At 71.7% G+C, this 26,102-nt stretch carries 23 protein-coding genes; 9 read left to right on the top strand and 14 right to left on the bottom strand.

Translation table 11 applies throughout. From position 1 onward, the window contains the following. Positions 1 to 126 precede the first annotated feature (126 nt). Genes tkt through pgl form a run of 6 tightly spaced genes read left to right on the top strand, consistent with a single transcriptional unit; the run spans position 127 to position 8,511 of the window. Positions 127 to 2,316 (top strand): transketolase, encoded by a 2,190-nt coding sequence (gene tkt, locus PLJ28_RS02665; RefSeq protein ID WP_502877076.1) that lies wholly within the window; start codon positions 127 to 129, stop codon positions 2,314 to 2,316. Positions 2,317 to 2,372: 56 nt separating this feature from the next. Further along, positions 2,373 to 3,509, top strand: a complete 1,137-nt coding sequence (gene tal / locus PLJ28_RS02660) for a transaldolase (RefSeq protein WP_298043750.1) — start codon at positions 2,373 to 2,375, stop codon at positions 3,507 to 3,509. Between the two features lie 48 nt (positions 3,510 to 3,557). Continuing rightward, entirely contained in the window at positions 3,558 to 5,189 is a 1,632-nt protein-coding gene (locus PLJ28_RS02655) for a phosphoglucose isomerase-related protein (protein ID WP_298043748.1), read from the top strand. Beyond that, positions 5,182 to 6,774, top strand: a complete 1,593-nt coding sequence (gene zwf, locus PLJ28_RS02650; RefSeq protein WP_298043745.1) for a glucose-6-phosphate dehydrogenase — start codon at positions 5,182 to 5,184, stop codon at positions 6,772 to 6,774. Before PLJ28_RS02655 ends, zwf begins: the two co-directional genes overlap by 8 nt. Further along, complete coding sequence (locus PLJ28_RS02645; protein ID WP_298043743.1) at positions 6,774 to 7,715, top strand: glucose-6-phosphate dehydrogenase assembly protein OpcA; 942 nt, start codon at positions 6,774 to 6,776, stop codon at positions 7,713 to 7,715. The genes zwf and PLJ28_RS02645 overlap by 1 nt, the downstream gene beginning before the upstream one ends. A 4-nt stretch (positions 7,716 to 7,719) precedes the next feature. After that, positions 7,720 to 8,511 (top strand): 6-phosphogluconolactonase, encoded by a 792-nt coding sequence (gene pgl, locus PLJ28_RS02640; protein WP_298043740.1) that lies wholly within the window; start codon positions 7,720 to 7,722, stop codon positions 8,509 to 8,511. A gap of 57 nt (positions 8,512 to 8,568) precedes the next feature. Here pgl and secG read toward each other — a convergent pair whose 3' ends face one another. From secG to PLJ28_RS02615, 5 genes are all read right to left on the bottom strand, one after another. Next, positions 8,569 to 8,820: a preprotein translocase subunit SecG gene (gene secG, locus PLJ28_RS02635; RefSeq protein ID WP_010142557.1), complete on the bottom strand. Its 252-nt coding sequence runs from the start codon at positions 8,818 to 8,820 to the stop codon at positions 8,569 to 8,571. Positions 8,821 to 8,848: 28 nt separating this feature from the next. Next, positions 8,849 to 9,664: a triose-phosphate isomerase gene (tpiA, locus tag PLJ28_RS02630; RefSeq protein WP_183525786.1), complete on the bottom strand. Its 816-nt coding sequence runs from the start codon at positions 9,662 to 9,664 to the stop codon at positions 8,849 to 8,851. Next, on the bottom strand, positions 9,661 to 10,920 hold the full coding sequence (locus PLJ28_RS02625; protein ID WP_298043735.1) for a phosphoglycerate kinase: 1,260 nt from the start codon (positions 10,918 to 10,920) through the stop codon (positions 9,661 to 9,663). Before PLJ28_RS02625 ends, tpiA begins: the two co-directional genes overlap by 4 nt. Before the next feature lie 52 nt (positions 10,921 to 10,972). Beyond that, positions 10,973 to 11,989: a type I glyceraldehyde-3-phosphate dehydrogenase gene (gene gap, locus PLJ28_RS02620; RefSeq protein ID WP_183525780.1), complete on the bottom strand. Its 1,017-nt coding sequence runs from the start codon at positions 11,987 to 11,989 to the stop codon at positions 10,973 to 10,975. A gap of 108 nt (positions 11,990 to 12,097) precedes the next feature. Then, a complete protein-coding gene (locus tag PLJ28_RS02615; protein ID WP_183525778.1) occupies positions 12,098 to 12,721 on the bottom strand; it encodes a superoxide dismutase in 624 nt (207 codons plus the stop codon). A 276-nt stretch (positions 12,722 to 12,997) separates the two neighbouring features. Between PLJ28_RS02615 and PLJ28_RS02610 the strand changes: the two genes are divergently transcribed. Both PLJ28_RS02610 and PLJ28_RS02605 read left to right on the top strand, forming a co-directional pair. Continuing rightward, positions 12,998 to 13,507, top strand: coding sequence for a DUF2243 domain-containing protein (locus PLJ28_RS02610; RefSeq protein ID WP_298043730.1), 510 nt, complete (start codon positions 12,998 to 13,000; stop codon positions 13,505 to 13,507). A gap of 11 nt (positions 13,508 to 13,518) precedes the next feature. Further along, positions 13,519 to 14,349 carry a cytochrome c oxidase assembly protein gene (locus tag PLJ28_RS02605; RefSeq protein ID WP_324589867.1) on the top strand — a complete coding sequence of 277 codons (831 nt, stop codon included), beginning with the start codon at positions 13,519 to 13,521 and terminating at the stop codon, positions 14,347 to 14,349. Here PLJ28_RS02605 and whiA read toward each other — a convergent pair. The 8 genes from whiA to PLJ28_RS02565 all read right to left on the bottom strand — a co-directional run bounded on the left by whiA (position 14,346) and on the right by PLJ28_RS02565 (position 24,381). Beyond that, the gene (whiA, locus tag PLJ28_RS02600; protein ID WP_183525772.1) at positions 14,346 to 15,338 is read right to left on the bottom strand and encodes a DNA-binding protein WhiA; all 993 of its coding nucleotides are present in this window, start codon (positions 15,336 to 15,338) and stop codon (positions 14,346 to 14,348) included. The genes PLJ28_RS02605 and whiA overlap by 4 nt on opposite strands. Before the next feature lie 69 nt (positions 15,339 to 15,407). Next, positions 15,408 to 16,439, bottom strand: coding sequence for a gluconeogenesis factor YvcK family protein (locus PLJ28_RS02595; RefSeq protein ID WP_298043725.1), 1,032 nt, complete (start codon positions 16,437 to 16,439; stop codon positions 15,408 to 15,410). Then, entirely contained in the window at positions 16,436 to 17,329 is an 894-nt protein-coding gene (rapZ, locus tag PLJ28_RS02590; RefSeq protein ID WP_010142547.1) for an RNase adapter RapZ, read from the bottom strand. Before rapZ ends, PLJ28_RS02595 begins: the two co-directional genes overlap by 4 nt. Before the next feature lie 19 nt (positions 17,330 to 17,348). After that, positions 17,349 to 19,382, bottom strand: coding sequence for an excinuclease ABC subunit UvrC (gene uvrC, locus PLJ28_RS02585; protein WP_183525766.1), 2,034 nt, complete (start codon positions 19,380 to 19,382; stop codon positions 17,349 to 17,351). 17 nt (positions 19,383 to 19,399) lie between these two features. Beyond that, positions 19,400 to 20,074 (bottom strand): lysophospholipid acyltransferase family protein, encoded by a 675-nt coding sequence (locus tag PLJ28_RS02580; protein ID WP_183525763.1) that lies wholly within the window; start codon positions 20,072 to 20,074, stop codon positions 19,400 to 19,402. Positions 20,075 to 20,155: 81 nt separating this feature from the next. Then, positions 20,156 to 20,878, bottom strand: a complete 723-nt coding sequence (locus tag PLJ28_RS02575) for an HAD hydrolase-like protein (RefSeq protein ID WP_183525760.1) — start codon at positions 20,876 to 20,878, stop codon at positions 20,156 to 20,158. After that, positions 20,875 to 23,898, bottom strand: a complete 3,024-nt coding sequence (uvrA, locus tag PLJ28_RS02570; RefSeq protein ID WP_255459425.1) for an excinuclease ABC subunit UvrA — start codon at positions 23,896 to 23,898, stop codon at positions 20,875 to 20,877. The genes PLJ28_RS02575 and uvrA overlap by 4 nt, the downstream gene beginning before the upstream one ends. Before the next feature lie 63 nt (positions 23,899 to 23,961). Beyond that, on the bottom strand, positions 23,962 to 24,381 hold the full coding sequence (locus PLJ28_RS02565) for a GntR family transcriptional regulator (protein ID WP_183525757.1): 420 nt from the start codon (positions 24,379 to 24,381) through the stop codon (positions 23,962 to 23,964). A 122-nt stretch (positions 24,382 to 24,503) separates the two neighbouring features. Here PLJ28_RS02565 and PLJ28_RS02560 point away from each other — a divergent pair, with 122 nt between their 5' ends. Beyond that, positions 24,504 to 25,184 (top strand): MBL fold metallo-hydrolase, encoded by a 681-nt coding sequence (locus PLJ28_RS02560; RefSeq protein ID WP_183525754.1) that lies wholly within the window; start codon positions 24,504 to 24,506, stop codon positions 25,182 to 25,184. Positions 25,185 to 25,194: 10 nt separating this feature from the next. On the opposite strand, the gene PLJ28_RS02555 is transcribed toward PLJ28_RS02560, so the two are convergent. After that, a complete protein-coding gene (locus PLJ28_RS02555; RefSeq protein ID WP_183525751.1) occupies positions 25,195 to 26,040 on the bottom strand; it encodes a methyltransferase domain-containing protein in 846 nt (281 codons plus the stop codon). Between the last annotated feature and the right edge of the window lie 62 nt (positions 26,041 to 26,102).

The following is a 26,102-nucleotide window of genomic DNA, read 5'->3' as shown; positions in this document are numbered from 1 at the left end:
TGACACGGGCGGGGGCGGTTCTCCGCGGCGCGACCCCGTCGCCACCGGTTTCCCAGGGGCTCATTCGGGATAAGCTGGCCCGAGGTCGGTACCGGCCGCAGAATCATCCCGTCAGGAGCAGCTTTCGTGACTTCAGTCCCGGCACAGCCCACCGGAACCGCGACCCGGGGGACGTCCCCCCTGCAGCGTCAGGCACCCGCCCGTGAGTACACCTACTCGGACCTGGACCGGAAGGCCGTGGACACGCTCCGCGTCCTGGCCGCCGACGCCGTGGAGAAGGTCGGCAACGGACACCCCGGCACCGCGATCTCCCTCGCCCCGGTGGCCTGGCAGCTGTTCCAGAACGTCATGCACCATGACCCGGCGGACGCCACCTGGGCCGGCCGTGACCGGTTCATCCTCTCGGCCGGGCACACCTCGCTCACCCTGTACCTGCAGCTGTTCGCCGCCGGCGCCGGGCTCGAGCTGGAGGACCTGCAGTCCCTGCGCACCTGGGGGTCCAGGACGCCCGGGCACCCCGAGTACGGCCACACCGACGGCGTGGAGATCACCACCGGCCCACTGGGCCAGGGCCTGGCCTCCTCGGTGGGCTTCGCCTACGCCCAGCGCCGGCTGCGCGGGCTGCTCGACCCGGACGCCCCGGCCGGGACGAGCCCCTTCGACCACCACGTCTTCGTCATCGCCTCGGACGGTGACATGCAGGAGGGCGTCACCTCGGAGGCCTCCTCGCTGGCCGGCCACCAGGAGCTCGGCAACCTCGTGGTGATCTACGACGACAACAAGATCTCCATCGAGGACGACACCGACGTCGCGTTCAGCGAGGACGTCTCCGCGCGGTACGAGGCCTATGGCTGGCACGTCCAGACCGTGGACTGGCTGGCCACGGGTGACTACGTGGAGGACACCCGGGCGCTGTACGAGGCGATCGCCGCGGCCAAGGCCGAGACCGGCCGCCCCTCGCTGATCAACCTGCGCACGGTCATCGGCTGGCCCTCGCCCGGCAAGCAGGACACCGGTGCCATCCACGGTTCCAAGCTCGGTGGCGAGGAGCTGAAGGCGCTCAAGGAGGTGCTCGGTTTCGATCCGGAGCAGTCCTTCGCGGTCGAGGACGACGTCCTGGCCCATGCGCGCGGCGTCCGGGACCGCTCCGCGGCCTTCCGGAGCGACTGGGAGGCGTCCTACCGCGCCTGGCGCGAGGCCCACCCGGAACGCGCCGCACTGTATGACCGGCTCTCCGCCGGCGAGCTGCCCGCAGGCTTCGTCGAGGCCTTCCCGACCTTCACGGCGGACTTCGACCCGACCTTCTCCGGGCAGGCCAAGGGCCTGGCCACCCGGGCGGCCTCCGGCACGGTGCTCTCCGCCCTGGGCCCGGTCATGCCCGAGCTCTGGGGCGGGTCGGCGGACCTGGCCGGTTCCAACAACACCACGATGGACGGGGCCGAGTCGTTCATCCCCACGTCCCGCCAGACCAGCACGTGGTCGGGCGGGCCCTACGGACGGACCCTGCACTTCGGGGTGCGGGAGCACGCCGCCGGGGCGATCGTCAACGGCATCTCCCTGGGCTCGCTGCTGCGGGCCTACTCGGGGACGTTCCTGATCTTCTCCGACTACCAGCGGCCCGCCATCCGCATCGGGGCCCTGATGGGCACCCCCGCGATCTACGTGTGGACCCACGACTCGATCGGGCTCGGCGAGGACGGTCCCACGCACCAGCCCGTGGAGCAGCTGGCCAGCCTTCGGGCCATCCCGGGCCTGTCCGTCGTGCGGCCCGGCGATGCCAATGAGGTGTCCTGGGCCTGGCGGACCATCCTGGAACGCACCGACGGGCCGGCCGGGATCGTGCTGTCCCGCCAGAACCTGCCCGTGTTCCCCCGCGGTGAGCAGGGCTTCGCGGGCGCCGAGGGCACCGCGCGGGGCGCCTACGTCCTGCTGGAGGCCACCGACGCCTCGGGCCAGGACGTGGAGCCCCAGGTGATCCTCCTCGGCACCGGTTCCGAGGTGCAGCTGGCCGTGGAGGCCCGCCAGGCACTGCAGTCCGAGGGCATCCCCACGCGCGTGGTCTCCGCACCCTGCCTGGAGTGGTTCGACGCCCAGGACGAGTCCTACCGCGCCCAGGTCCTGCCGGACAACGGGGCCGTCCGCGTCTCCGTCGAGGCCGGAATCGCCCAGGGCTGGGCGAAGTACACCGGTGCCCGCGGTGCCCAGGTCTCCCTGGAGCACTTCGGCGCCTCGGCCGACTACCAGACGCTGTACCGCGAGTTCGAGATCACGGCCGGGGCCGTGGCGGCCGCGGCACGCACCCTGCTGGCCGACTGACCCCCTCAGCACACCGACCCGAGCACACCGACCCGAAGGACACGGGAGCCCACGCGATGACCGAACAGAACCCGAACACGCGAGCACTGGCCGATGCCGGCGTCTCCATCTGGCTCGACGACCTCTCCCGGGAGCGGATCGTCACCGGCAACCTGCAGGAGCTGATCGACACCCGGAACGTCACCGGGGTGACCACCAACCCGTCGATCTTCGCCAGCGCGCTGAAGAACGGCGGACCGTACGCCGAGCAGCTGGCCCAGCTGGCGGCCGAGGGGGCGGACGTGGACCGCGCGGTCTTCGAGCTGACCACGCGGGACGTCCAGCAGGCCTGTGACATCCTCGCCCCGGTCCACGCGGTCACCGACGGGGTGGACGGGCGGGTCTCCATCGAGGTGGACCCCCGGTCCGCCCGGAACGCGGAGAGCACGGTCGCCGAGGCCAAGGAGTTGGCCGCCGCCGTGGCCCGGCCCAACGTCCTGGTGAAGATCCCCGCCACCGAGGAGGGACTGCCGGCGATCACGGCCACCCTCGCCGAGGGCATCAGCGTCAACGTGACCCTGATCTTCTCGCTCACCCGCTACCGGGAGGTCCTCAACGCCTGGCTGCTCGGGCTGGAGCAGGCCCACGCGGCGGGCAGGGACCTGTCCACCCTGCACTCGGTGGCCAGCTTCTTCGTCTCCCGCGTGGACACCGAGGTCGACCGGCGGTTGCGCGAGTCCGGCACCGAGGGCGTGGAGGAACTCACCGGCCAGGCCGGCCTGGCCAACGCGCGGCTGGCCCACCGGATCTTCACGGAGACCCTGGACACCGAGCGCTGGCGCGTCCTGGAGGCGGCGGGCGCCCGGCCGCAGCGACCCCTGTGGGCCTCCACCGGCACCAAGGACCCGGCGCTGCCGGACACCCTGTACGTCACCGGGCTGGTGGCACCCGGAACCGTGAACACCATGCCGGAGAAGACCCTGGCGGCCCTCGCCGACCACGGTGAGGTCACCGGCGACACGGTGACCGGTTCCGGCGAGGACTCGGACCGCGTGCTGGACGCCATCGGCCACGCCGGCGTGGACTACAACGACGTGGTGTCCGTGCTGGAGGAGGAGGGCCTGGAGAAGTTCGTCACCAGCTGGAACGAACTGCTCGAGACCGTGGGCACGGCGCTCCGCGAGGCCTCGGCCCAGGACGCCGCGGCGCGCTAGCCGGGCACCGCCCCTCCCACCAGGCAACGACACCAAGGAGAATCCCCCATGAGCTCGCTCGGACTGCAGGCCACCGGCGCCGCACTCGAGGCCATCGACCGCCACGTGCCCGCCCTGGTGCAGGACCGCTTCGCCAGCCGCCTGTCCGAGCGCGACGCCACCCTGTGGGGTCCGGCCGCCGAGGACGAGGCCTCGAGGCGACTGGGCTGGATGACGCTGTTCGAGGACTCCCGCGCGCTGGTGCCCCAGGTCGAGCAGCTCCGCGAGGAACTCGCCGCGGAGGGCATCACCCGCGTGGTCCTGGCCGGGATGGGCGGGTCCTCCCTGGCCCCGGAGGTCATCGCGGCCACCGTGGGCGCGCCGCTGACGACCCTGGACTCCACCGATCCGGAGATGGTGGGCAACGTGCTGGCCGCCGGCGTGAAGGACACGGTCCTGGTGGTCTCCTCCAAGTCGGGGTCCACGGTGGAGACCGACTCCCAGCGCCGGGTCTTCGAGCAGGCCTTCGCCGACGCCGGCGTGGACCCGAGGGCCCACGTGGTCGTCGTCACGGACCCGGGGTCCCCGCTCGAGCAGTCCGCCCGGGAGGCCGGGTACCGCCGGGTCTTCACGGCGGACCCGACCGTCGGCGGACGCTACTCCGCCCTGACGGCCTTCGGGCTGGTGCCGACCGGCCTGGCCGGGGTGGACATCGCGCGGTTGCTGGACGAGGCCGAGGAGACCCTCGAGGTGCTCGTCACGGACGAGCCGGACAACCCGGGCCTGCAGCTCGGTGCGGCGATGGCCGGCACGGATCCCCTGCGGGACAAGCTGGTGTTCTCGGACGAGGGGTCCGGCCTGGTCGGCTTCGCGGACTGGGCCGAGCAGCTCATCGCCGAGTCCACCGGCAAGGACGGTACGGGCCTGCTCCCGGTCGTCGTGGACGCCGGGGATCCCGAGACCACCGGGGACGCCGGTGACCTGCTCCAGGTCCGGCTCGTCGCCGACCCGGACGATCGCGAGGAACGGGTCGGCACCGACCCGGCCACCCGCTCCGAGGACGCCGTGGAGGTGTTCGGCTCCCTGGGCTCCCAGTTGCTCCTGTGGATGTTCGCGACGGCGGCCGCCGGCCGGATCCTGGGCATCAACCCCTTCGACCAGCCCGACGTCGAGGCCGCCAAGACCGCCGCCCGCGGCCTGCTGGACGCCACGCCCGCGCCGGGCACGCCCGACGCCGTGATCGGTGCCGTCGAGCTCACCGGCCCGGCCGACGTCGTGGGAGCCCCGGACGTGGCCTCGGTGCTCGGCGCCGTCGCCCGCCTGGTGCCCGAGGGGGGCTACCTGGCCGTGCAGGCCTACCTGGACCGCCTGGGCTACCCCGAGCTGGAGACCCTGCGCGCCGTCCTGGCCCGGGAGTCCGGCCGGCCGGTCACCTTCGGCTGGGGCCCGCGCTTCCTGCACTCCACCGGCCAGTACCACAAGGGCGGACCGGCCGGGGGCGTGTTCCTGCAGATCACGGCGGACTCCGACGTCGACCTGGCCATCCCCGGCCGGCCCTTCACCTTCGGCCAGCTGATCACCGCGCAGGCGGACGGTGACGCCACCGTGCTGCGCGAGCACGGCCTGACGGTGGTCCGGGTGCACCTGACCGACCGCGGTCAGGGCATCGCCCAGCTGCTCAACGGTTTCCGCGGTGCCTGAGACGGCCCAGGACCGCGGGACGAGGAACCCGCTCCGGGACCCCCGTGACCGGCGACTGACCCGGATCGCCGGACCCTCCGCGCTGGTGCTGTTCGGCGTCACCGGCGACCTGGCCCGCAAGAAGCTGCTGCCGGCCATCTACGACCTGGCCAACCGCGGACTGCTGCCCCCGGGGTTCTCCCTGGTCGGGTACGGGCGGCGCGACTGGGACGACGCGGCCTTCACCGACTACGTGCGCGCCTCCGTGCAGGCCTCGGCCCGGACCGAGTGGAACGACGCCGTCTGGGACCAGCTGCGCGGCGGCTTCCGGTTCATCTCGGGCGCCTTCGACGACTCCGCGGCCTACGAGCGGCTCAGCGACACCCTGGCCGTCCTGGAGTCCTCCCGGGGGACCGGAGGGAACACCGCGTTCTACCTGTCCATCCCCCCGGACTGGTTCGAGGAGGTCTGCCAGCAGCTCGCCGACCACGGCCTGGCCGGACGGCACCACGACTCCGGCACCCGGCCCTCCCCGGCGCGCACCGGGTCCACGGGCCGGCCGTGGCGCCGCGTGGTGATCGAGAAGCCCTTCGGCCACGACCTGGCCAGCGCGCGGGAGCTCAACGACGTCATCGAGCAGGTGTTCGTGCCGGACGCGGTGTTCCGGATCGACCACTACCTGGGCAAGGAGACCGTCCAGAACATCCTCGCGCTGCGCTTCGCGAACCGGCTGTTCGAGCCGCTGTGGAATGCCAATCACGTCGACCACGTCCAGATCACCATGGCCGAGGACATCGGCATCGGGGGACGGGCCGGGTACTACGACGGCGTCGGAGCGGCGCGGGACGTCATCCAGAACCACCTGCTGCAGTTGCTCGCCCTGACCGCGATGGAGGAGCCGATCTCCTTCGACGCGGACCACCTGCGCGCCGAGAAGGAGAAGGTGCTGGCCGCCGTCGAGGTCCCCGCGGACCTCGGGGCCGCCTCGGCCCGGGGCCAGTACACCGGCGGCTGGCAGGGCGGGGAGAAGGTCACCGGCTTCCTCGACGAGGAGGGCTTCAACCCGGCGTCCACCACGGAGACCTACGCGGCGCTGCGGCTGGGCATCCGGACCCGGCGCTGGGACGGGGTGCCGTTCTACCTGCGCGCCGGCAAGCGCCTGGGCCGACGCGTCACGGAGATCGCGGTCGTGTTCAAGCGCGCCCCCAACCTGCTCTTCCCGGGCCACCGGGAGGACGAGTTCGGCCAGAACACCATCGTGGTGCGGGTCCAGCCGGACGAGGGCGTGACCATCCGCTTCGCCTCGAAGGTGCCCGGCACCCAGCAGGAGGTCCGGGACGTGACCATGGACTTCGGCTACGGTCACGCGTTCACCGAGGACAGCCCGGAGGCCTACGAGCGGCTCATCCTGGACGTGCTGCTCGGCGAGCCGCCGCTGTTCCCGCGCCAGGCCGAGGTGGAGCTCTCCTGGGCCATCCTGGACCCGTTCGAGCAGTACTGGGCCTCGCTGCCCGGACAGCCCGAGCCCTACGCCCCGGGCAGCTGGGGTCCCGTCACGGCCGATGAGCTGATGGCCCGCGACGGCCGTGTCTGGAGGAGGCCCTGATGATCATCGACGTCAAGGACACCACCACCTCCCGGGTGGCCAAGGAGATGAACCGGCTGCGCCAGGCCGGCGGCGTGGTCACCCTGGGACGCGTCCTCACCCTCATCATCGCCACCTCCGACGATCACGTGGAGTCCTCGATCCGGGCGGCCAACCTGGCCAGCCGGGAGCACCCCTGCCGGATCATCGTGATCGCCGTCGGCGACCCCGAGGCGGAGACCGCCCTGGACGCCCAGATCCGGGTCGGCGGGGACGCGGGCGCCTCGGACGTCGTGGTGCTGCGCGGTTCCGGATCCAACGCGGTGGAGTCGGAGTCGCTCATCGGCGCCCTGCTGCTGCCGGACGCCCCGATCGTCGTCTGGTGGCCGCACCGGCCACCGGAGGTCCCGGCCGAGTCCCCGCTGGGCCGCATCGCGCACCGCCGGATCACGGACACGGCCACGGCGGCTTCCGCCCGGGAGGCGTTGATGCACCTGCGGACGACCTACCGGGCCGGGGACACCGACCTCGCCTGGACCCGGCTGACGGGCTGGCGCATCCAGCTGGCGGCCATCCTCGACGGGCTGGATCCGGCGGAGATCCGCTCCGTCACCGTGGACGGGGCCGAGGACTCCCCCTCCACCATGCTGCTGGCGGCCTGGCTCACGCGCCGCCTGAACGTCCCCGTGACGATGGCCCACTCCAAGGCCGGCCACGGCATGCGCTCCGTCCGGCTCCGCAGGGACGACGGTGACATCGTGCTCTCCCGCCCCGTGGGCGACGTCGCCTCCCTCTACCAACAGGGCCGGCCGGTCCAGCGCATCTCCCTGCCCAAGCGCAGCGACCAGGAGTGCCTCGCCGAGGAGCTGCGGCGGCTGGACCCCGACGAGGTGTTCGGCGACGTGGTGGTCCACGGGCTGCCCCTGACCGACCTGAAGGCGGTACTTCCCAGTGAACGATGACCACGTGACCATCACCACCGATCCCAGCGGGGACTGCGTCCGCGTCTACGGGGACCGGGACGCCCTGTGCCGGGCCGCCGCCCGGGAACTGCTCCGTGTCCTCGCCGAGGCCGTCAGCGGCCGGGGCAGCGCCTCGGCGGTCCTCACGGGAGGCGGGACCGGTACCGGCATCCTCGCCGCCCTGGCCCGCCTGCTCGGGGAGGAACCGGCGCTGGACTGGTCGCGCGTGCACCTGTGGTGGGGCGACGAACGCCACCTGGCCGCCGGCGACCCTGACCGCAATGAGGTCCAGGCCGCGGCGGCGCTGGTGGACACGCTCGTGGACGGCCACGGGATGCCGGCCGGCAACGTGCACCCCGTGCCGGCCGCCGACGGCTCCGGCCCGGACGCCGCCGCCGCACGCTACGCCGCCGAGCTGGCCCGGCACGCCCAGGCCGACCCCGGTCCGGACCCGCGGCTGCCCGTGTTCGACGTGGTGATGCTGGGTGTGGGCCCCGACGCCCACGTGGCCAGCCTGTTCCCCGGCCTGCCGGGCCCGCAGGCCCGGGACGCGACGGTGATCGGGGTGGAGGACTCCCCCAAGCCGCCGCCGCTGCGCGTCTCGCTGACCCTCGAGGCCCTGAACACCGCCCGGCGGCTGTGGTTCGTGGTCGCGGGTCTGGACAAGCAGGAGGCCGTCACGGCCGTGCGTGGGGCCAGGAACGCCAAGACCACCGACGCGGCCCGCTGGCCGGCATCGGTGGTCTCGGGTGCGATGTCCACCACCTGGTGGCTGGACGGTGCGGCCGCCCGCTGAGGCACGGGCGGGGCAGCGCCGGCGGCTCTCGCCGGCGGTCCCGGGTGCCCGAAGGGCTCAGAAGTCCTGGGAGAACCGCATGATCAGGCCCAGGGCCACGACGATCGCACCCCAGGTGATGCCGAGCGTCACCGTGAGGCGGTTCAGGTTCTTCTCGGCGACGCCGGAGGCGCCCAGGGATGAGGTCACGCCCCCGCCGAACATGTCCGACATGCCACCGCCACGGCCCTTGTGCAGCAGGATCAGCAGCACCAGCAGGACGCTGATGAGCGCCAGGGTGATCTGCAGGATGAGGGTCAGGACGTCCACGTCACTCTTTCCATTGGGGGTGCGCCGGTCAGTCGGTCAGCAGGTGGTGCTCGAACCTGACAATGCTAGCAAACTCGGACTCGTCCAGGCTGGCGCCGCCCACCAGGACGCCGTCCACGTCGCGCTCCCGCAGGATCGCCGCCACGTTCCCGGACTTCACCGAGCCGCCGTAGAGCAGGCGGACGCCCCGGGCGGTGGCGTCGTCGTAGAGGCCGGCCAGCTCGGCGCGCAGGGCGGCGCACATCTCCTGGGCGTCCGCCGGCCCGGCCACCTCACCGGTGCCGATGGCCCACACCGGCTCGTAGGCGACCACGAGCCCGGAGACGGCCTCGGCGGACAGTCCGGACAGGCCGTTCCGCACCTGGGCCAGGGTGTGCTCCACGTGCCCGCCGGCCCGGCGGACCTCCAGGCCCTCGCCGACGCAGAACACCGGGGTCAGCCCGTGGCGCAGGGCCGCCTGCAGCTTCCGGTTCAGCAGCGCGTCGTCCTCGCCGTGCAGGGTGCGCCGCTCGGAGTGCCCCACGAGCACGTAACGGCAGCCGAGACGGTCCAGGAACTGACCCGAGATCTCCCCGGTGAACGCACCGGAGTCCTCGGCGGAGAGGTCCTGGGCCCCGTAGGCCAGCGGCAACCGGTCCCCGGCGACCAGGGTCTGCACGCTGCGCAGGTCGGTGAACGGCGGGAAGACCGCCACCTCGACCCGCTCGAAGTCGTGGTCGGCGTCGGCCAGGGTCCAGGACAGCTTCTGGACGAGGGTGACGGCCTGGAGGTGGTCCAGGTTCATCTTCCAGTTCCCCGCGATCAGCGGGGTGCGGTCATAGACGCCGTTGGTCTGGGAGGTCATGCCCCGGCACCTGCCTGGCCGGCCGCCGGGGCGGTCTCCAGGGCAGACACGCCCGGCAGGGTCTTGCCCTCGAGGTACTCGAGGGAGGCGCCGCCCCCGGTGGAGATGTGGCCGAACTGGGAGTCCTCGAAGCCCAGGGTCCGCACCGCGGCCGCGGAGTCCCCGCCGCCGACGACCGTGAGCCCCTGGGACTCCGTGAGTGCCTCGGCCACCGTGCGGGTGCCGTGGGCGAAGGCCTCGAACTCGAACACGCCCATGGGCCCGTTCCAGAACACGGTGTGCGCGCCGCGGATCTCCTCACCGAACGCGGCCCGGGTCTCGGGTCCGATGTCCAGGCCGATGGCCTTCTCCCCGTGTGCGCCCGCGGTGAGGCGGTTCACCGGCAGCACCTCGTGGTCGGCGTCCGCGGCGAAGCCGGAGGCCATCACGATGTCCGTGGGGAGCACGATCCGGCAGCCGCCGTCCTGGGCGCGCCGGAGGTACTCGGTGACGACCGGGACCTGGTCCTCCTCGAGCAGCGAGGCGCCCACCTCGTGGCCCTGCGCCTTGAGGAAGGTGAAGAGCATGCCGCCGCCGATCAGCAGGGTGTCGGCACGCTCCATGAGGTTGTCGATCACGGCGAGCTTGTCCGAGACCTTGGACCCCCCGAGCACCACCACGTACGGGCGGTCGGGGTCTCCCGTGAGGCGGGACAGCACGTCCAGTTCCCGGGCCACCAGGGCGCCCTGGTAGGACGGCAGCCGCCCGGCGATGTCGTAGACCGAGGCGTGCCGGCGGTGCACGGCGCCGAAGGCATCGTCCACGTAGGCGCCGTGCTCCCCCGTGAGGGCCGCCATCTCGGCCGCCAGTGTCTCGCGGTCGGCGTCGGCCTTGGAGGTCTCCCGCGGGTCGAAGCGGACGTTCTCGAGCAGCAGGATGTCCCCGTCGGACATCGCGGCCGCCTGCTCACGGGCCGAGTCCCCGGTGACGTCGTCGGCCAGGCGCACGTCGCGACCGGACAGCTCCGCCATCCGGTCGGCGGCCGGCCGCAGGGAGTACTTCGGGTCCGCCTGGCCCTGGGGACGGCCCAGGTGGGCCATGACGATCACCCGGGCGCCGGCGTCGGCCAGCGCGGTGATGACCGGCAGCGAGGCGCGGATGCGGCCGTCGTCGGTCACCGTCCCGTCGTCCAGCGGGACGTTCAGGTCCGAGCGGACCAGGACGTGACGTCCGGCGACGCCCTCCTGCAGCAGGTCGTCAAGGGTCTTGGCGGTCATGCGAAAGTGCCTCTCTGAAGGAATTGCGGCTCGATGCGGTGCGATGGCGTGGTCAGAGCCTGGACGCGACCAGGGAGGTCAGGTCCACGAGCTGGGAGGTGTAACCCCACTCATTGTCATACCAGCCGAGGATCTTCACCGTCTTGCCGATCGACTTGGTCAGCGGCGCGTCGAAGGTGCAGGCCGCCGGGGCGCCGATGATGTCGGTCGAGGTGATCGGGTCCTCGGAGTAGACCAGGCGTCCGCCTGAGAGCGGACCGGACTCGGCGGCGGCCCGGAAGGCGGCGTTGACCTCGTCCACGGAGGCCTCCCGTTCCAGCTCGACGGTCAGGTCCGTGGCCGATCCGGTGATGACCGGCACGCGCAGGGCGAAGCCGTCCAGCTTGCCCTTCAGCTCGGGGATCACCTCGCCGATGGCCTTGGCCGCGCCGGTGGACGTGGGGACGATGTTCTGGGCGGCGGCCCGGGCGCGCCGTCGGTCCTTGGCGTGGGGGGCGTCGTGCAGGTTCTGGTCGCCGGTGTAGGCGTGGACCGTGGTCATGATGCCGTCGATGATCCCGAAGGACTCGTGCAGCACCTGGACCATCGGGGCCAGGCAGTTGGTGGTGCAGGAGGCGCTGGAGACGATGTCCATGGTCCCGGGGTCGTAGTCCCCGTCGTTGATGCCCATCACGAACGTGCCGTCGATGCCCTTGCCGGGGGCCGACAGGACGACCTTCCTCGCCCCGGCCTCGAGGTGCTTGCGGGCCTGCTCACCCTTCGTGAAGTGCCCGGTGCACTCGATGACGATGTCCACGCCGAGCTCGCCCCAGGGCAGGTCGGCCGGGTCCTTCTCGGAGAAGACCCGGATGGTCCGGCCGTTCGCCACGAGGTTGCCGTCCACGAGGTCGATGTCGTGACCGTACCGGCCCATGACGGAGTCGTACTTCGTCAGGTACAGCAGGTCCTCGGCACCGGTGAGGTCGTTGACGGCCACGAGCTCCAGGTCATGGCCGTCCTGCTCGAGGACACGGAGGATGCTCCGGCCGATGCGGCCGAATCCATTGATGGCGATCTTGGTCACGGTCATGCCTTTCAGTCGTGCTGGGAGGGTGGACGACGAGGGACTGCGGGGAGACGGCATGGGCGGGGCCGGCCGGGCTGTGACAGGCCGGCCGGCCCCGGGCACTTCATCGGATCAGGGGGTGATCAGCTTCGGGGCGCCGGTGCGGGCGGCCTCGAAGCGGGCGGCGACGTCCGCCCAGTTGACGATGTTCCAGACGGCCTTGACGTAGTCGGCCTTGACGTTCTGGTAGTCCAGGTAGAAGGCGTGCTCCCACATGTCCAGCTGGAACAGCGGGATGGTGGCGACCGGCACGCCGTTCTGCTGGTCGTAGAACTGCTCGATGACCAGGTTGCCGCCGATCGGCTCGTAGGCCAGCACGGCCCAGCCGGAGCCCTGGATGCCCAGCGCGGCGGCGGTGAAGTGGGCCTGGAACTTGTCGAACGAGCCGAAGAACTCGTCGATCGCGGCGGCGAGCTCGCCCTCGGGCCTGTCGCCACCGTTCGGGGAGAGGTTCTTCCAGAAGATGGAGTGGTTGGTGTGGCCACCGAGGTTGAAGGCCAGGTCCTTGGAGAACTGGTTCACGGAGCCGAAGTCACCGGCCTCGCGGGCCGCGGCGAGCTTCTCCAGGGCGGTGTTGGCGCCCTTGACGTAGGTGGCGTGGTGCTTGGAGTGGTGCAGCTCCATGATCTTCGCCGAGATGTGCGGCTCGAGAGCGGCGTAGTCGTAATCCAGCTCCGGCAGGGTGAATTCAGCCATTATTCCTCCTTGGTGGACGTGTGGCCGGGACCTGTGCGACAGGCCCCGCGGTTCGTGGCCCCGAGAAGGAGCCATCTGTCTCATCCTATGCATGGGCGGGGCCCGTCTGGTCAATGATTCCGCTGTCAGCCACAATGTCCGGCCGGTGTCCCGCCCGGTCACCGGCACGCCGAGGGCAACCCCGGGGCATCCCGCCGCGCCCGCGTCGTTGCCAGGGACGCCGCGGGGATGATGACAATGAGGGGTCCTCAGCATGCCGATCCAGGGGGTGGACCGATGTCGAGCGCAACGACCGGTGCCGGTGGTGAGGCCGGCCCCGGTGTGGAGCAGCGGTCCGGGGCCCGCGGGGGCCGGCGCGCGGTCGCCTCGGGGTTCCTCTTCGGTTGTGGCATCGCGGCGTCGATGATCGACCTGTTCGTCTTCCACCTGGGCCTGCAGTGGCATCACTTCTACGACCTCTCCACCCCGGAGGTGGCCCTGGCCGCCGACGGGGTCTTCCACGCCCTCGGGTGGTTCATCACGGTCTGGGGGCTGTTCCTGCTCGCGGACGTGCGCCGGCGCGGCGACGTGCCCTGGCGCCGGTGGATGGGGGCCGTGATCGCCGGGGTCGGGGCCTTCCAGCTCTTCGACGGGGTCATCAACCACAAGGTGCTCGGGATCCACCAGATCCGCTACCACGTGGACCTGCTGCCGTATGACCTGGCCTGGATCGGCTCGGCCGCGCTGCTCCTGCTCCTCGGGTCCGCCATCCTGTGGTGGACGCGGCCGGCACCGGCCGCCGGATGATCGCGGCCCGCATGGACCACGGGCACGGAGGGAGACCCGCCCCCGGCGGTTCCGGAGGTGCCGACGCCCTGGGTTGGTTCCTGGCCGACGTCGCCGTCGTGCTGCTGCTGACGGTGGCCGCGCTGGGCTATGCGCTGGGCCTGTGGGCGTCCCGGGGCCGCTCCCCGTGGCCGGTCCGGCGGGCCCTGTGCTGGTACGCGGGGCTGGGGTGCGTGGGGGCGGCGCTGCTCGGGCCCCTCGCCCGGGCCGCCCGCGAGGGCTTCACCGCCCACATGAGCGCACACCTGCTGCTGGGCATGATCGCTCCCCTGCTGCTGGTGCTGGCCGCCCCGGTGACCCTGGCCCTGCGGGCGCTGCCCGTGCGCGCGGCACGGTCCCTGGCGCGCCTGTTGCGTCGACGGTTCGTGCGGGTCATCACCCACCCGGTGGTCGCGGCGGTGCTCTCTGCCGGCGGGCTGTGGGTCCTGTACACGACGGCGCTGTACCCCCTGATGCACGCCTCACCCCTGGTGCACGCGCTGGTGCACGCCCACGTGCTGCTGGCCGGCTGTCTGCTCACCGCCGCGCTCGTGGGTCCGGACCCGGATCCGCACCGGGCCTCGATGGTCCTGCGCTCGGCGGTGCTGGTCGCCTTCATCGCCGCCCACTCGGTCCTGGCCAAGTGGCTCTACGCGCAGCCGCCGGACAGGGTGGACCGGACGGACGGCGAGGCCGGCGCCCAGCTGATGTACTACGGCGGGGACGCCGTGGACGTGGTCCTGATCGTGCTCCTGTTCAGCGGCTGGTACGCCGCCACCCGGCCCCGGGAGCGTGTGCGTTCCGGGAGCGGGGCCGGAGCCTAGTCCCCGTCCGCGGCGGACGGCGCCTCGGCGTGCAGGGCGGCGTCGGTGCTGGGCAGGCCCTCCTCCGCGGCGCGCTTGTCCGCCATGGCCAGCAGGCGCCGGATGCGCCCGGCGATCGCGTCCTTCGTCATGGGCGGATCGGCCAGCCGGCCCAGTTCGTCCAGCGAGGCCTGCTTGTGCTGGACCCGGAGCTGTCCGGCGTACTTCAGGTGGTCCGGGACCTCCTCGCCGAGGATCTCCAGTGCGCGCTCCACCCGGGCGCCGGCGGCGACGGCCGCCTGGGCCGAGCGGCGCAGGTTGGCGTCGTCGAAGTTGGCCAGTCGGTTCGCGGTGGCCCGGACCTCCTTGCGGGTACGGCGTTCCTCCCACACCAGCACGGTGTCATGGGCACCCATCCGGGTCAGCAGCGCCGAGATGGCGTCCCCGTCGCGGATGACCACGCGGTCCACGCCGCGCACCTCCCGGGCCTTGGCGGTGATGCCCAGGCGCCGGGCCGCACCGACCAGGGCCAGGGCCGCCTCGGGACCGGGGCAGGTGACCTCCAGGGCGGAGGACCGGCCCGGTTCGGTCAGCGACCCGTGGGCGAGGAAGGCCCCGCGCCACACGGCCTCGGAATCGGCGACGGAGCCGTTGACGATGGCCGGCGGCAGACCGCGCACGGGGCGACCCCGCACGTCCAGCAGACCGGTCTGCCGGGCCAGGGACTCGCCGTCGCGCACCACCCGGATCACGTAGCGGTTGCCCTTGCGCAGGTTGCCGCCGGAGACCACGATGATCTCGCTGCCGTGCCCGTAGACCTCGGCGATCGCGGTCCGCAGGCGCCGGGCCGCCGCCGCGTTGTCCAGCTCGGCCTCGATGACGATGCGCCCCGAGATGATGTGCAGCCCGCCGGCGAAGCGCAGGATCGCCGACACCTCGGCCTTGCGCTCAGAGGAACTCCTGACCGCGTGGTGGGTCAGCTCCTCTTTCACCGCAGCAGTCAGGGCCATGGGTCGCCTCACATCTTTCACTTGAACTCGTGGTGGCCCGGCACCGGCCGGGTGGGTACGCGCAGGGGGTCAGGATCTCGCGAAGGCCTCCTGGAAGGCCAGGGCCAGGCGCAACGGATCGTGCACCGGCGTCCCGGAACCGGCCCCTACCTTACTAAACTGCACGGCCGCACCGAGACGGGAGGCGGCCTTCTCGAAGCCGGCCCGGTCCTGGACCGCGTCGGGATCGGCCAGCACGACGTCGATCCGCAGGTCCGGCGCGTGATGGTGCACCGCCTCGAGGTGGTCGGCGGCGCTCATGCCGGAGGTCTCGGCGGTGTCCACGGCGAGGTTCATCACCAAGGCCCGGCGGGCGGTGGTCCCCTCGAGGGCCTCCCGCAGCTCCGGCAGCAGCAGGTGCGGCAGGACCGAGGTGTACCAGGACCCCGGGCCGAGGACCACCCAGTCGGAGAGCTCGATGGCCTCCAGGGACTCCCGGCAGGCCGGGGCGTCGTCCGGCTGGAGCTGGATCTGCGAGACCCGGGTGTTCCGGCCGGCGGCGGCGAGCGAGGCCTGGCCGGAGACGGTGCGCCGGATGAGCTCGCCATTGCGGCCCTCGGCGAGGACCGAACCGGAGATCGTCAGGGGGATGGTGGACATCGGCAGGACCTGGCCGCGCGCGCCCAGCAGCGCCCCGGCCCAGCGGAGCCCGCTCACCGGGTCGCCGAGGAGCTCCCACAGGGCCACGATCAGCAGGTTGCCCAGGGCGTGGTTGTCCAGGGTGCCGTCCACGCCCTCCTTGGAGTGGAAGCGGTGCTGCATGACGTCACGCCAGGTCCGGCCCCAGTCGGTGTCGTCGCACAACGCGGCGAGCGCCATCCTCAGGTCACCGGGGGGCAGCACGTCCATCTCCTGCCGGATGCGCCCGGAGGACCCGCCGTCGTCCGCCACCGTGACCACGGCCGTGATCTCCCCGGCGATCAGGCGCAGGGCCCGCAGCGTCGCGGAGAGCCCGTGCCCGCCACCCAGCGCGGTGACGCGCAGGGTGGGGTCGTACGTGCCCCCGGCGATCGACTGGGAGACCGGGACCAGGGGCAACTGGCCGGTGAAGTGCGTGCTCATTCCCGCCCCAGGTCCCGGTGCTGCACGTTCACGGTGACCCGTGGCTGCTGGCGGAGCCGGCGGGCCAGCTCCTCGGCGACGGCGACGGAACGGTGCTTGCCGCCGGTGCAGCCGACGGCGAAGGTGCCGTAGTGCTTGTTCTCCCGGCGGTACCCCTCCAGGACCGGCAGCAGCGCCTGGACGTAGCGGTCCACGAACTCCGCCGCCCCGTTCTGGCCCAGGACGAAGTCCGAGACGGCCGCGTCCTTGCCGGTGAAGGGGCGCAGTTCCGGCACCCAGTGCGGGTTGGGCAGGAACCGGACGTCGGCCACGAAGTTGGCGTCCTGGGGCAGCCCGTACTTGAAGCCGAAGCTCATCACGTTCAGGCGCAGCACGATCGGCCCGGACTCGGTGAACAGCTCCGTGATGGTGGTGGCCAGGGAATGGACGTTCATGGAGGTGGTGTCCACCACGATCTCGGCCTGCTCCTTGAGGTCCTTCAGCAGCAGTCGCTCGGCGGCGATGCCGTCCGGGATCCGGCCGGAGCCCTGGAGGGGGTGGGGCCGGCGGGCGGACTCGAACCGGCGGACGAGCAGGTCGTCCGCGGCGTCCAGGAACAGCACGCGGTAGTCGACGCCCTGGGCGCGCAATTGCTCGAGGGCCTCCTGGATGTCCGTGAACAGGTCCTTGGACCGGACGTCGACCACGAGCGCCATCCGCGGGATGGCCTCGGGCGAGCGGCCCACGAGGTCCGTCAGGGTGCCGAACAGCTGCGGGGGGATGTTCTCCACCACGTACCAGCCGTGGTCCTCGAGGGCGTGTGCGGCGGTGGTGCGTCCTGCCCCGGACATGCCGGTGACGATGAGTACCTCGGAAGTGGCCGGTTTCACCGGGATCAGGCCGTCGCTCATGCGTCCAGCCTACCCAGTGTCAGTCCAGGATCTCCCCGGTGGTCAGGTTGATCCCGTACTGGTCCGCCACCTGGTCCACGGCCTGCTCCCCCGCCTGTCCCGGGGCCCCGTCGGCCGCCTGGCCCGGATGCAGGGAGGCGTGGACGGCGGCGGCCAGGGCGGCACCGATGCCCGGGGCCTGACGGAGCTCGTCCAGTCCGGCCGCCCGGATCCGCTTCACCGAGCCGAAGTGCTTGAGCAGCGCCTTCTGCTTGGTGGGGCCGAGCCCGGGGATCCCGTCCAGGACTGAGGAGACCATCGACTTGGCACGCTTCTGCCGGTGGAAGGTGATGGCGAAGCGGTGGGACTCGTCGCGCAGCCGCTGCAGCATGTAGAGCCCCTGCGAGGCCCGGGGCAACACGACCGGGAATTCCTCCCCCGGCAGCCACAGCTCCTCGAGGCGCTTGGCCAGTCCGACCACCGGCAGGTCGGTGATCCCGAGGTCCGCGAGGGCCTGTGCGGCGGAGGCCACCTGGGCGGGGCCGCCGTCGACCACCACGAGGGAGGGCGGGTAGGCGAACCGCCGGGCGCCCGCCTCGGCCGGGGCGGCGCCCTCCGGTCCGTCGGGGCCGGCGTCGGGGATCTCACCGGTGGTGAAGGACCCGTTGCGTTCCTGGTCCTCCAGGTAGTGCCGGAAGCGGCGGGTCAGGACGTTGTGCATGGCGGCGGTGTCGTCCCGGGCCGCCTCCCCGGTGACGGCGAACTTGCGGTAGTCGGACTTCTTGGGCAGCCCGTCCTCGACGACCACCATGGACCCGACGACGTTCGTGCCGGACACGTGCGAGATGTCGTAGCACTCGATCCGCAGCAGCGGTTCGTCCAGCTCCAGGGCCTCCTGCAGTTCGCGCAGCGCGGCCGAGCGGGTGGTCAGGTCCCCGGAGCGGCGGGTCTTGTGCAGTCGCAGCGCCATCAGGGCGTTCTCCTGCACCGTCTCCATCAGGGCGCGCTTGTCCCCCCGCCGGGGCACCCGCAGGCTGACCTGGGCACCGCGCAGTCCGGTCAGCAGCGTGGCGACCTGTTCCGCGTCCTCCGGCAGCTCGGGGACCAGCACCTCACGCGGGATGCGGCTGGAGTCCTCGAGGGACCCGTAGACCTGCTCGAGCAGCTGCTCGACCATCTTCGGCCCGGAGACGTCCTCCACCTTCTCGACCACCCAGCCACGCTGGCCGCGGATCCGGCCCTCGCGCACGTGGAAGACCTGGACGGCCGCCTCCAGCTCGTCCTCGGCGAAGGCGAAGATGTCCGCCTCGGTGGACTCGGACAGCACCACGGCGTTGCGCTCGAAGACCCGCTTCAGCGCGGCGATGTCGTCCCGACGCCGGGCGGCGTCCTCGTAGCGCAGCTCGGCCACGGCCTCCTTCATCTGCTCCTCGAGCCGGCGGATGTACCGGTGGGCGTCCCCGGCCATGAAGTCGCAGAAGTCCTGGGCGAGCTGGCGGTGGTCCTCGGCACTGACGCGGCCCACGCAGGGCGCGGCGCACTTGTCGATGTAGCCCATCAGGCAGGGCCGGCCGGAGAGCTCCGCGCGCCGGAAGACGCCGGCGGAGCAGGTGCGCACGGGGAACACCCGCAGCATCAGGTCCACGGTCTCGCGGATCGCCTTGGCGGGGTGGAACGGCCCGAAGTACTTCACGCCCTTGCGCCGGTCCCCGCGCATGACCTGGACGCGGGGGTACTTCTCGTTCATGGTCACGGCCAGGTACGGATAGGACTTGTCGTCCCGGTACATGATGTTGAACCGCGGGGTGTACTGCTTGATCCAGGTGTACTCGAGCTGCAGGGCCTCCAGCTCCGAGCCGACGACCGTCCACTCGACCGAGGAGGCGGTGAACACCATGGCGCGGGTCTTCGGATGCAGCCCGGCGGGGTCCTGGAAGTAGGACGCCAGGCGGGAGCGCAGGTTCTTGGCCTTGCCCACGTAGACGACCCGGCCGTCCGGGTCGCGGAAACGGTACACCCCCGGGGAGGTGGGAACCTCACCGGGCCTCGGCCGGTAGCTGGCCGGATCAGCCATGGCGCATCAGTCCCGCATCAGTCCCGGGGCCCGCCGACCGGGGCGTTGTACTGCTCCACCCGCTCCTGGCCGGTGAGCGCGGCGATCGCCTCCATGACCTGGGCGGTGGCCTGCTTGCGCGGCGGCAGCGGGTGCTTGCGACCGAGGTGCTCGAACTGGAGGGGTTCGCCCACGGTCAGGCTGAAGTGGTGCGGGGTGACGCGGTTCGTGCCCGGCGGCTGGAGCCGGTCCGTGCCCCGCAACCCCACGGGGACCACCGGCATGCCGGTGGCCAGCGCGAGCCAGCCGACGCCGGTGCGGCCCTTGTAGAGCCGCCCGTCCCGGCTGCGCGTTCCCTCCGGGTAGATCCCCACGCCGGACCCGGCCTCCACGAGTTCCACCAGCTGGTCGAGCGCGGCCACGGAGGCGGCCTGCTGGTCGCGCTGGACGGGGATCGACCCGACGGACTCGAAGAAGCCCTTCATCACCCGGCCCTTGAGGCCCGGCTGCGTGAAGTACTCGGACTTGGCGAAGAAGTGGACCATCCGCGGCATGAGCGCCTGCAGGATCACCGAGTCCAGGAAGGACAGGTGATTGCTGGCCACGATGAACCCGCCGGTCCGCGGGACGTTCTCGAGCCCGGTGACGGTGGGGCGGCAGGAGACCTTCAGGGCGGCACGGAACCCCCAGCGCACGGCCTCGTTGGTCGCCATGTCCATCCTCTCGCTGCGTGGGTACGTGCTGGTCCGCACCGGTTCCGTTGAGGACCGGCGGACCGGTCCATCATAGTGTGCTCAGTGCTGGATGGCCCGCTCGCCCAGCAGGCACCGGCACAGCGCGGGCAGTTCCGCCGGGCTGTCGCACAGGGCCTCGGCCCCGGCGGCGGTCAGCTCGTCCCGCTCGCCGAAGCCCCACAGCACCCCGATGCCGGGCAGGCCGTGGTGCGCGGCACCGTCGAGGTCGAAGTGCCGGTCGCCCACCATCACGGCACGCGGCTTCCCGCCCCCGTCCATCCCGACGGCGGCCAGGGCCTCGGCCATCGCCTGCACCTTGGTGCCCCCGGGCGGGACGGGCGCGGTCTCGTCGTCGCTGGAGCCGCAGATGGCCACGAAGTGGTGGTCCAGGCCGTGGATGCCCAGCAGCCGGCGTGCACTCGAGACCGGCTTCGAGGTCGCCACCACCAGGTCGTGGTCCCGGCCCAGGTCCTCCAGCGCCTCGCGGATGCCCGGGTAGACCACGCTCGCGGCCATCCCGTGGTCCCGGTAGCCGGCGCGGTACTCGCGGATCAGGACCAGCAGGTTGTCCTCGGTCACCCCGTCCAGGCTCCGCAGTCCCTCCCGCAACGGGGGGCCGACCAGTGCGCGCAGCCGCTCCGGTCCCGGCACGGGCAGCCCGTGGCGGGCCAGGGTCGCCGCGATGCCCCCGGTGATGGCCCCCGCGGGGTCCACGAGGGTGCCGTCCAGGTCCAGCAGGACGGCCGGACGGGGGCTGCCGGTGGCGGGCGTCGCCGCCGTCACAGGACCTCGGCGAGGAACCGGCCGGTGTGGCTCGCCGGGTTCTTCGCCACCTGCTCCGGGGTGCCCGTCGCCACGATGGTGCCACCGCCGGAACCGCCCTCGGGACCGAGGTCGATCAGGTGGTCGGCCGACTTGATGACGTCCAGGTTGTGCTCGATGGTGATGACGGTGTTGCCCTTCTCCACCAGGGACTGCAGCACGCCGAGCAGCTTGCGGATGTCCTCGAAGTGCAGGCCGGTGGTCGGCTCGTCCAGCACGTAGATCGAGCGGCCGTTCGAGCGCTTCTGCAGCTCGGCGGAGAGCTTGACGCGCTGGGCCTCGCCGCCGGAGAGCGTGGTGGCCGGCTGGCCGAGCCTGACGTAGCCCAGGCCGACGTCCACCATCGTGTTGAGGTACCGCGAGATCTTGGAGTAGGCGGAGAAGAACTCGGCGGCCTCCTCGATCGGCATGTCCAGCACCTCGGCGATGTTCTTGCCCTTGTAGTGCACCTCGAGGGTCTCGCGGTTGTACCGGGCGCCGTGGCAGACCTCGCAGGGCACGTAGACGTCCGGCAGGAAGTTCATCTCGATCTTCAGGGTGCCGTCCCCGGAGCAGGACTCGCAGCGGCCGCCCTTGATGTTGAACGAGAACCTGCCGGGCTGGTAGCCGCGGACCTTGGCCTCCTGGGTGTCCGCGAACAGCTTGCGGATGGTGTCGAACACGCCCGTGTAGGTCGCCGCGTTGGACCGCGGCGTGCGCCCGATCGGACTCTGGTCCACGTGCACGACCTTGTCGAGGTGCTCGAGGCCGTTCACGCGCTTGTGCCGGCCGGGAACGTGGCGGGCGTTGTTGAGCTGGTTCGCCAGCACCTTGTAGAGGATCTCGTTGACCAGGGTGGACTTGCCCGAGCCGGAGACGCCCGTGACCGCGGTGAGCACCCCGAGGGGGAAGTCCACGGTGACGTCCTGCAGGTTGTTCTCCCGCGCCCCGACCACGGTGAGCTTGCGGTCCTTGTCCACGGGGCGGCGCTCGGCCGGCAGCGTGATGGCGCGGCGGCCGGAGAGGTAGTCCCCGGTGATCGAGCGCTCGTTGGCCTTCAGGTCCTCGAGGGACCCGGAGTGGACCACCTCGCCGCCGTGCTCGCCGGCCCGGGGACCGATGTCCACGATCCAGTCGGCCTCGGCGATGGTGTCCTCGTCGTGCTCCACCACGATCAGGGTGTTGCCCAGGTCGCGGAGCCGGTTGAGGGTCTCGATCAGCCGGCGGTTGTCCCGCTGGTGCAGCCCGATGGACGGCTCGTCCAGGACGTAGAGGACGCCCACCAGTCCGGAGCCGATCTGGGTGGCCAGCCGGATGCGCTGGGCCTCGCCGCCGGAGAGCGTTCCCGCCGGGCGCTCCAGGTTCAGGTAGTCGAGGCCGACGTCGAGCATGAAGTGCAGCCGGGCCAGGATCTCCTTGAGGACCTGGTCGGCGATCTGCCGGTCGCGGGCGGACAGCTCCAGTGCCTCGAGGAAGGTGATGGCGTCCCGCATGGGCAGGACCGAGGCCTCGGCGATGGACTTCCCGCCGACCAGCACGGAGAGCGACGTCGGGTTCAGCCGCGTGCCGTTGCAGGCGGCGCAGGGGATCTCGCGCATGTAGGACTCGTAGCGGTCCCGCGCGTTGTCCGACTCGGTCTCCAGGTGCTTGCGGTGGATGTAGTCGATCACGCCCTCGAAGCCGGTAGTGTACCGGCGTTCGCGGCCGAAGCGGTTGCGGTACTGGACCACGACCTTGAAGTCCTTGCCGTGCAGTACGGCCTTGCGGGCCGCGGCGGGCAGCTTCTTCCACGGCGTGTCCATGGAGAACCCGACCTCGTCGGCGAGGCCGGACAGCAGGCGCTTCCAGTACTCGGACGTGGACTTGCCCATGGACCAGGGCGCGATGGCGCCCTCGGCGAGGGAGAGGTCGGGGTCGGGGACCACCAGGTCCTCGTCCACCTCGAGCCGGGTGCCGATGCCGGTGCAGACCGAGCAGGCCCCGAACGGGTTGTTGAAGGAGAACGACCGCGGCTCGATCTCGTCGATGGACAGCTGGTGGCCGTTGGGGCAGGACAGCTTCTCCGAGAAGGAGCGGTACTTGCGGTTCCCCTCAGCGTCCACGGCGTCCCACTCACCGGCGTTGGCCTTCTCCGGATCCACCCCGGCGTCCACGTCCACGAAGTCCACCACCACGAGGCCGTCGGCGAGCTTCAGCGCCGTCTCCACGGAGTCGGTGAGCCGCTGGCGGATCCCGTCCTTCATCGCCAGCCGGTCCACGACCACGGCGATGGTGTGCTTGACCTGCTTCTTCAGCTTGGGCGGGTCGGAGAGCTGGATGAGCTCGCCGTCGACGATGGCGCGCGAGAAGCCCTGGGTGGCCAGGGAGGAGAAGACGTCCACGAACTCGCCCTTGCGGCCCCGGGCCACGGGGGCCAGCACCTGGAAGCGGGTCTTCCCCGGCAGTTCGGACAACTGGTCGACGATCTGCTGGGGTGACTGCCTGGAGGCCGGCTCCCCGCACTCGGGGCAGTGCGGCACGCCGATCCGCGCCCACAGCAGGCGCATGTAGTCGTAGACCTCGGTGATCGTGCCGACGGTGGACCGCGGGTTCCGGTTCGTCGACTTCTGGTCGATCGACACCGCCGGGGACAGGCCCTCGATGAAGTCGACCGAGGGCTTGTCCACCCGGCCCAGGAACATGCGCGCGTAGGAGGACAGGGACTCCACGTACCGGCGCTGGCCCTCCGCGAAGATCGTGTCGAAGGCCAGGGAGGACTTCCCGGACCCGGACAGCCCGGTGAAGACCACGAGCGAGTCCCGGGGGATGTCCAGGTCGACGTTCTTCAGGTTGTGTTCCCGGGCTCCCTTGACCACGATCCGGTCCGGGTCGTGGCGATGGCCACCGCTGTCCGGGCCCGAGGCCAGGCCGCGGGCGGTGGTGGGTGGAATGGTCTGGTCAGTGATCGTCAGAGGGGTATCGGGCACGCCGTCCAGTCTATTGGAGGACGCCTTCGAAGACATCTTCGAAACGTCGGCCGAGAGCGTAACCGGCCCCGGGCGCGCCTGCGGCACCGCCGCCCGTGCTCAGGACGGCGGGTAGACGGCCTCGAGCTGCCGGACCGCCTGGCGCCGCGTGAACCCGAGGGCCTGCGCGGCCTCCGCGTAGGCGGTGGCCGCCGCGGCCAGCCGGTCCTCGGCGTCGTCGCCGCCGCGGGCCACCACGGTGCCCAGCCGGGGCCGGGCCGTGACGACGCCGGCCTGCTCCAGTTCCTTGTAGGCGCGCGCCACGGTGTTGGCGGCGACCCCCAGGGCGGCCGCGAGACCGCGCACGGTCGGCAGCTTGGTGCCGACCGGCAACCGGTTGCGGTGGATGAGGTCGAGCAGTCCGGTGCGGACCTGCTCGAACGGCGGGACGGTGGAGGAGGTGTTGATGGCCAGGGCCTTGACGAGCCAGGCCGGCACCGATCCCTGCTGCGGCGCCCGCGCCGCGCTCTCGTCCTCCACCAGCACTCCCCCGTCTGCCGTGCACCCGCTGATGGCCCCACCCTAGCGAACGGCGCGGACCGGGTCTTGACCTCCCCGGCGGCCTTGCCCTTCGGAGCGTCAACGTCCCTAGACTGGGTCGCATGCCTTCTTCCACCTCACCGATCCGGCTGCTGCACGACCTGCCCCAAGTGACGGTCCGACAACGCTCGGTCTCCGAGATGGCGAACAACGTCTACGTCCTGACCTCGAAGACCTCCGGGACCCAGGTGCTGATCGATGCCGCGGACGACGCGGAGGCGGTCCGGGAACTGCTGGAGTCGGCGCGCGAGGACACCCCCTGCGAGCTCAAGCTCGCGGTGATCATCACCACCCACCAGCACTGGGACCACGTCCGGGCGCTGGCCGCGGTGGCGGAGTCCACGGGCGTGCCCACGGCCGCGGGGACCGCGGACGCCGCCGCGATCGAGGAGGCCACCGGCGTGGCCGCCAAGGTCCTGCTGAACCACGGGGACACCGCGGCCTTCAACGGGATCTCGCTGGCCGTCGTCGGGCTCCGCGGCCACACCCCCGGCTCGGTGGCCCTGGTCTACGAGCCCGAGGACGGGCCGCCGCTGTGCTTCAGCGGCGATTCGCTGTTCCCCGGGGGCGTGGGCAACACGCAGCAGGACCCGCAGCGGTTCGAGTCCCTGTTCGCCGACGTGGTGGGCAGGCTGTTCGACGTGTACCCGGACGACATGATCGTGCATCCCGGCCACGGGGACCCGACCACGCTCGGCGCGGAGCGACCGCACCTGGCGCAGTGGCGCGAGCGCGGCTGGTGAACGGCCCGGCTCAGATGCTGGGCGCCAGGTCGCTCTTGACCCCGACCACGAAGATGCGGCGGAACGGGTAGTCGGTCAGCCGCACCCCGTCCGGGGTGAGGTAGGTCGGGTAGGAGGCGCGCATGATGCGCTTGTACTCCTCCACGTACCGTTCCACCAGGTTCGTGCCGTCGCGCCGGTCAGCCTCCTCCAGCCGCTGCAGCGACGGACGCAGCGCCGCCCCGCGGACCCAGTCATAGACGGGATCGGACCCGGTGAGCGGCTGGGAGTAGGTGGTCTCCCAGACGTCGGCCTCATAGCCGGCCGCGATCAGGGTCTCCAGGTACTCCTCGGTGGTGTAGACGGACTCGCGTTCCATCACGCCCTCCAGCGCCGCCGCGTACTCCGGGCGGCGGGACAGCTCGGCCATGGTGGCGTGGGAGGGTGCCTCGAAGTTCCCGGGCACCTGGACGGCGAACCAGGCCCCCGGCCGGAGGGCGGCCAGCCAGCCGGCGACCAGGTCGCGGTGGTCCGGGATCCACTGGAGCATGGCGTTGGAGACCACCACGTCGACGTCGGCGCCCGGTTGCCAGCGCTGGGCGTCCACCTGCTCGAAGGACAGGTTGGCCGGCGCCCCCGGCTCGGCGGCCAGCCGGCGGGCGGTGTCCACCATGTCCGCCGAGGAGTCCAGTCCGGTCACGTGCGCGTCGGGCCAGCGCTCGGCGAGGGTGGCCGTCATGTTGCCGGGGCCGCAGCCGAGGTCCACGACCACTCGGGGATCGGCGATACGGATCCGGGCCGTCAGGTCGCGGTAGGGCCGGGCCCGGCGGTCGGCGAAGACGCTGTACTGCTCCGGATCCCAGGTGAAGTCGCGCATGGTTCCACGCTAGCGCCCGCCGGCCCGGACCGTACCCGTGGGATGACGCGGGAGGACACGAA

The sequence above is a fragment of the Citricoccus sp. genome, from assembly GCF_035445025.1.
In the GTDB taxonomy this organism is placed as follows: domain Bacteria; phylum Actinomycetota; class Actinomycetes; order Actinomycetales; family Micrococcaceae; genus Citricoccus.
This window is presented reverse-complemented; position numbering and strand designations above follow the sequence as displayed.

What these genes read in the sequence shown, in the direction of transcription:
- tal (WP_298043750.1), top strand. Translation starts at nt 2,373, where the DNA reads ATGACCGAACAGAACCCGAACACGCGAGCACTGGCCGATGCCGGCGTC.
- PLJ28_RS02655 (WP_298043748.1), top strand. Translation starts at nt 3,558, where the DNA reads ATGAGCTCGCTCGGACTGCAGGCCACCGGCGCCGCACTCGAGGCCATC.
- PLJ28_RS02645 (WP_298043743.1), top strand. Translation starts at nt 6,774, where the DNA reads ATGATCATCGACGTCAAGGACACCACCACCTCCCGGGTGGCCAAGGAG.
- tpiA (WP_183525786.1), bottom strand. Translation starts at nt 9,664, where the DNA reads ATGACCTCCCAGACCAACGGCGTCTATGACCGCACCCCGCTGATCGCG.
- PLJ28_RS02625 (WP_298043735.1), bottom strand. Translation starts at nt 10,920, where the DNA reads ATGACCGCCAAGACCCTTGACGACCTGCTGCAGGAGGGCGTCGCCGGA.
- gap (WP_183525780.1), bottom strand. Translation starts at nt 11,989, where the DNA reads ATGACCGTGACCAAGATCGCCATCAATGGATTCGGCCGCATCGGCCGG.
- PLJ28_RS02615 (WP_183525778.1), bottom strand. Translation starts at nt 12,721, where the DNA reads ATGGCTGAATTCACCCTGCCGGAGCTGGATTACGACTACGCCGCTCTC.
- PLJ28_RS02610 (WP_298043730.1), top strand. Translation starts at nt 12,998, where the DNA reads ATGTCGAGCGCAACGACCGGTGCCGGTGGTGAGGCCGGCCCCGGTGTG.
- PLJ28_RS02605 (WP_324589867.1), top strand. Translation starts at nt 13,519, where the DNA reads ATGGACCACGGGCACGGAGGGAGACCCGCCCCCGGCGGTTCCGGAGGT.
- whiA (WP_183525772.1), bottom strand. Translation starts at nt 15,338, where the DNA reads ATGGCCCTGACTGCTGCGGTGAAAGAGGAGCTGACCCACCACGCGGTC.
- PLJ28_RS02595 (WP_298043725.1), bottom strand. Translation starts at nt 16,439, where the DNA reads ATGAGCACGCACTTCACCGGCCAGTTGCCCCTGGTCCCGGTCTCCCAG.
- rapZ (WP_010142547.1), bottom strand. Translation starts at nt 17,329, where the DNA reads ATGAGCGACGGCCTGATCCCGGTGAAACCGGCCACTTCCGAGGTACTC.
- uvrC (WP_183525766.1), bottom strand. Translation starts at nt 19,382, where the DNA reads ATGGCTGATCCGGCCAGCTACCGGCCGAGGCCCGGTGAGGTTCCCACC.
- PLJ28_RS02580 (WP_183525763.1), bottom strand. Translation starts at nt 20,074, where the DNA reads ATGGCGACCAACGAGGCCGTGCGCTGGGGGTTCCGTGCCGCCCTGAAG.
- uvrA (WP_255459425.1), bottom strand. Translation starts at nt 23,898, where the DNA reads ATGTCTTCGAAGGCGTCCTCCAATAGACTGGACGGCGTGCCCGATACC.
- PLJ28_RS02560 (WP_183525754.1), top strand. Translation starts at nt 24,504, where the DNA reads ATGCCTTCTTCCACCTCACCGATCCGGCTGCTGCACGACCTGCCCCAA.
- PLJ28_RS02555 (WP_183525751.1), bottom strand. Translation starts at nt 26,040, where the DNA reads ATGCGCGACTTCACCTGGGATCCGGAGCAGTACAGCGTCTTCGCCGAC.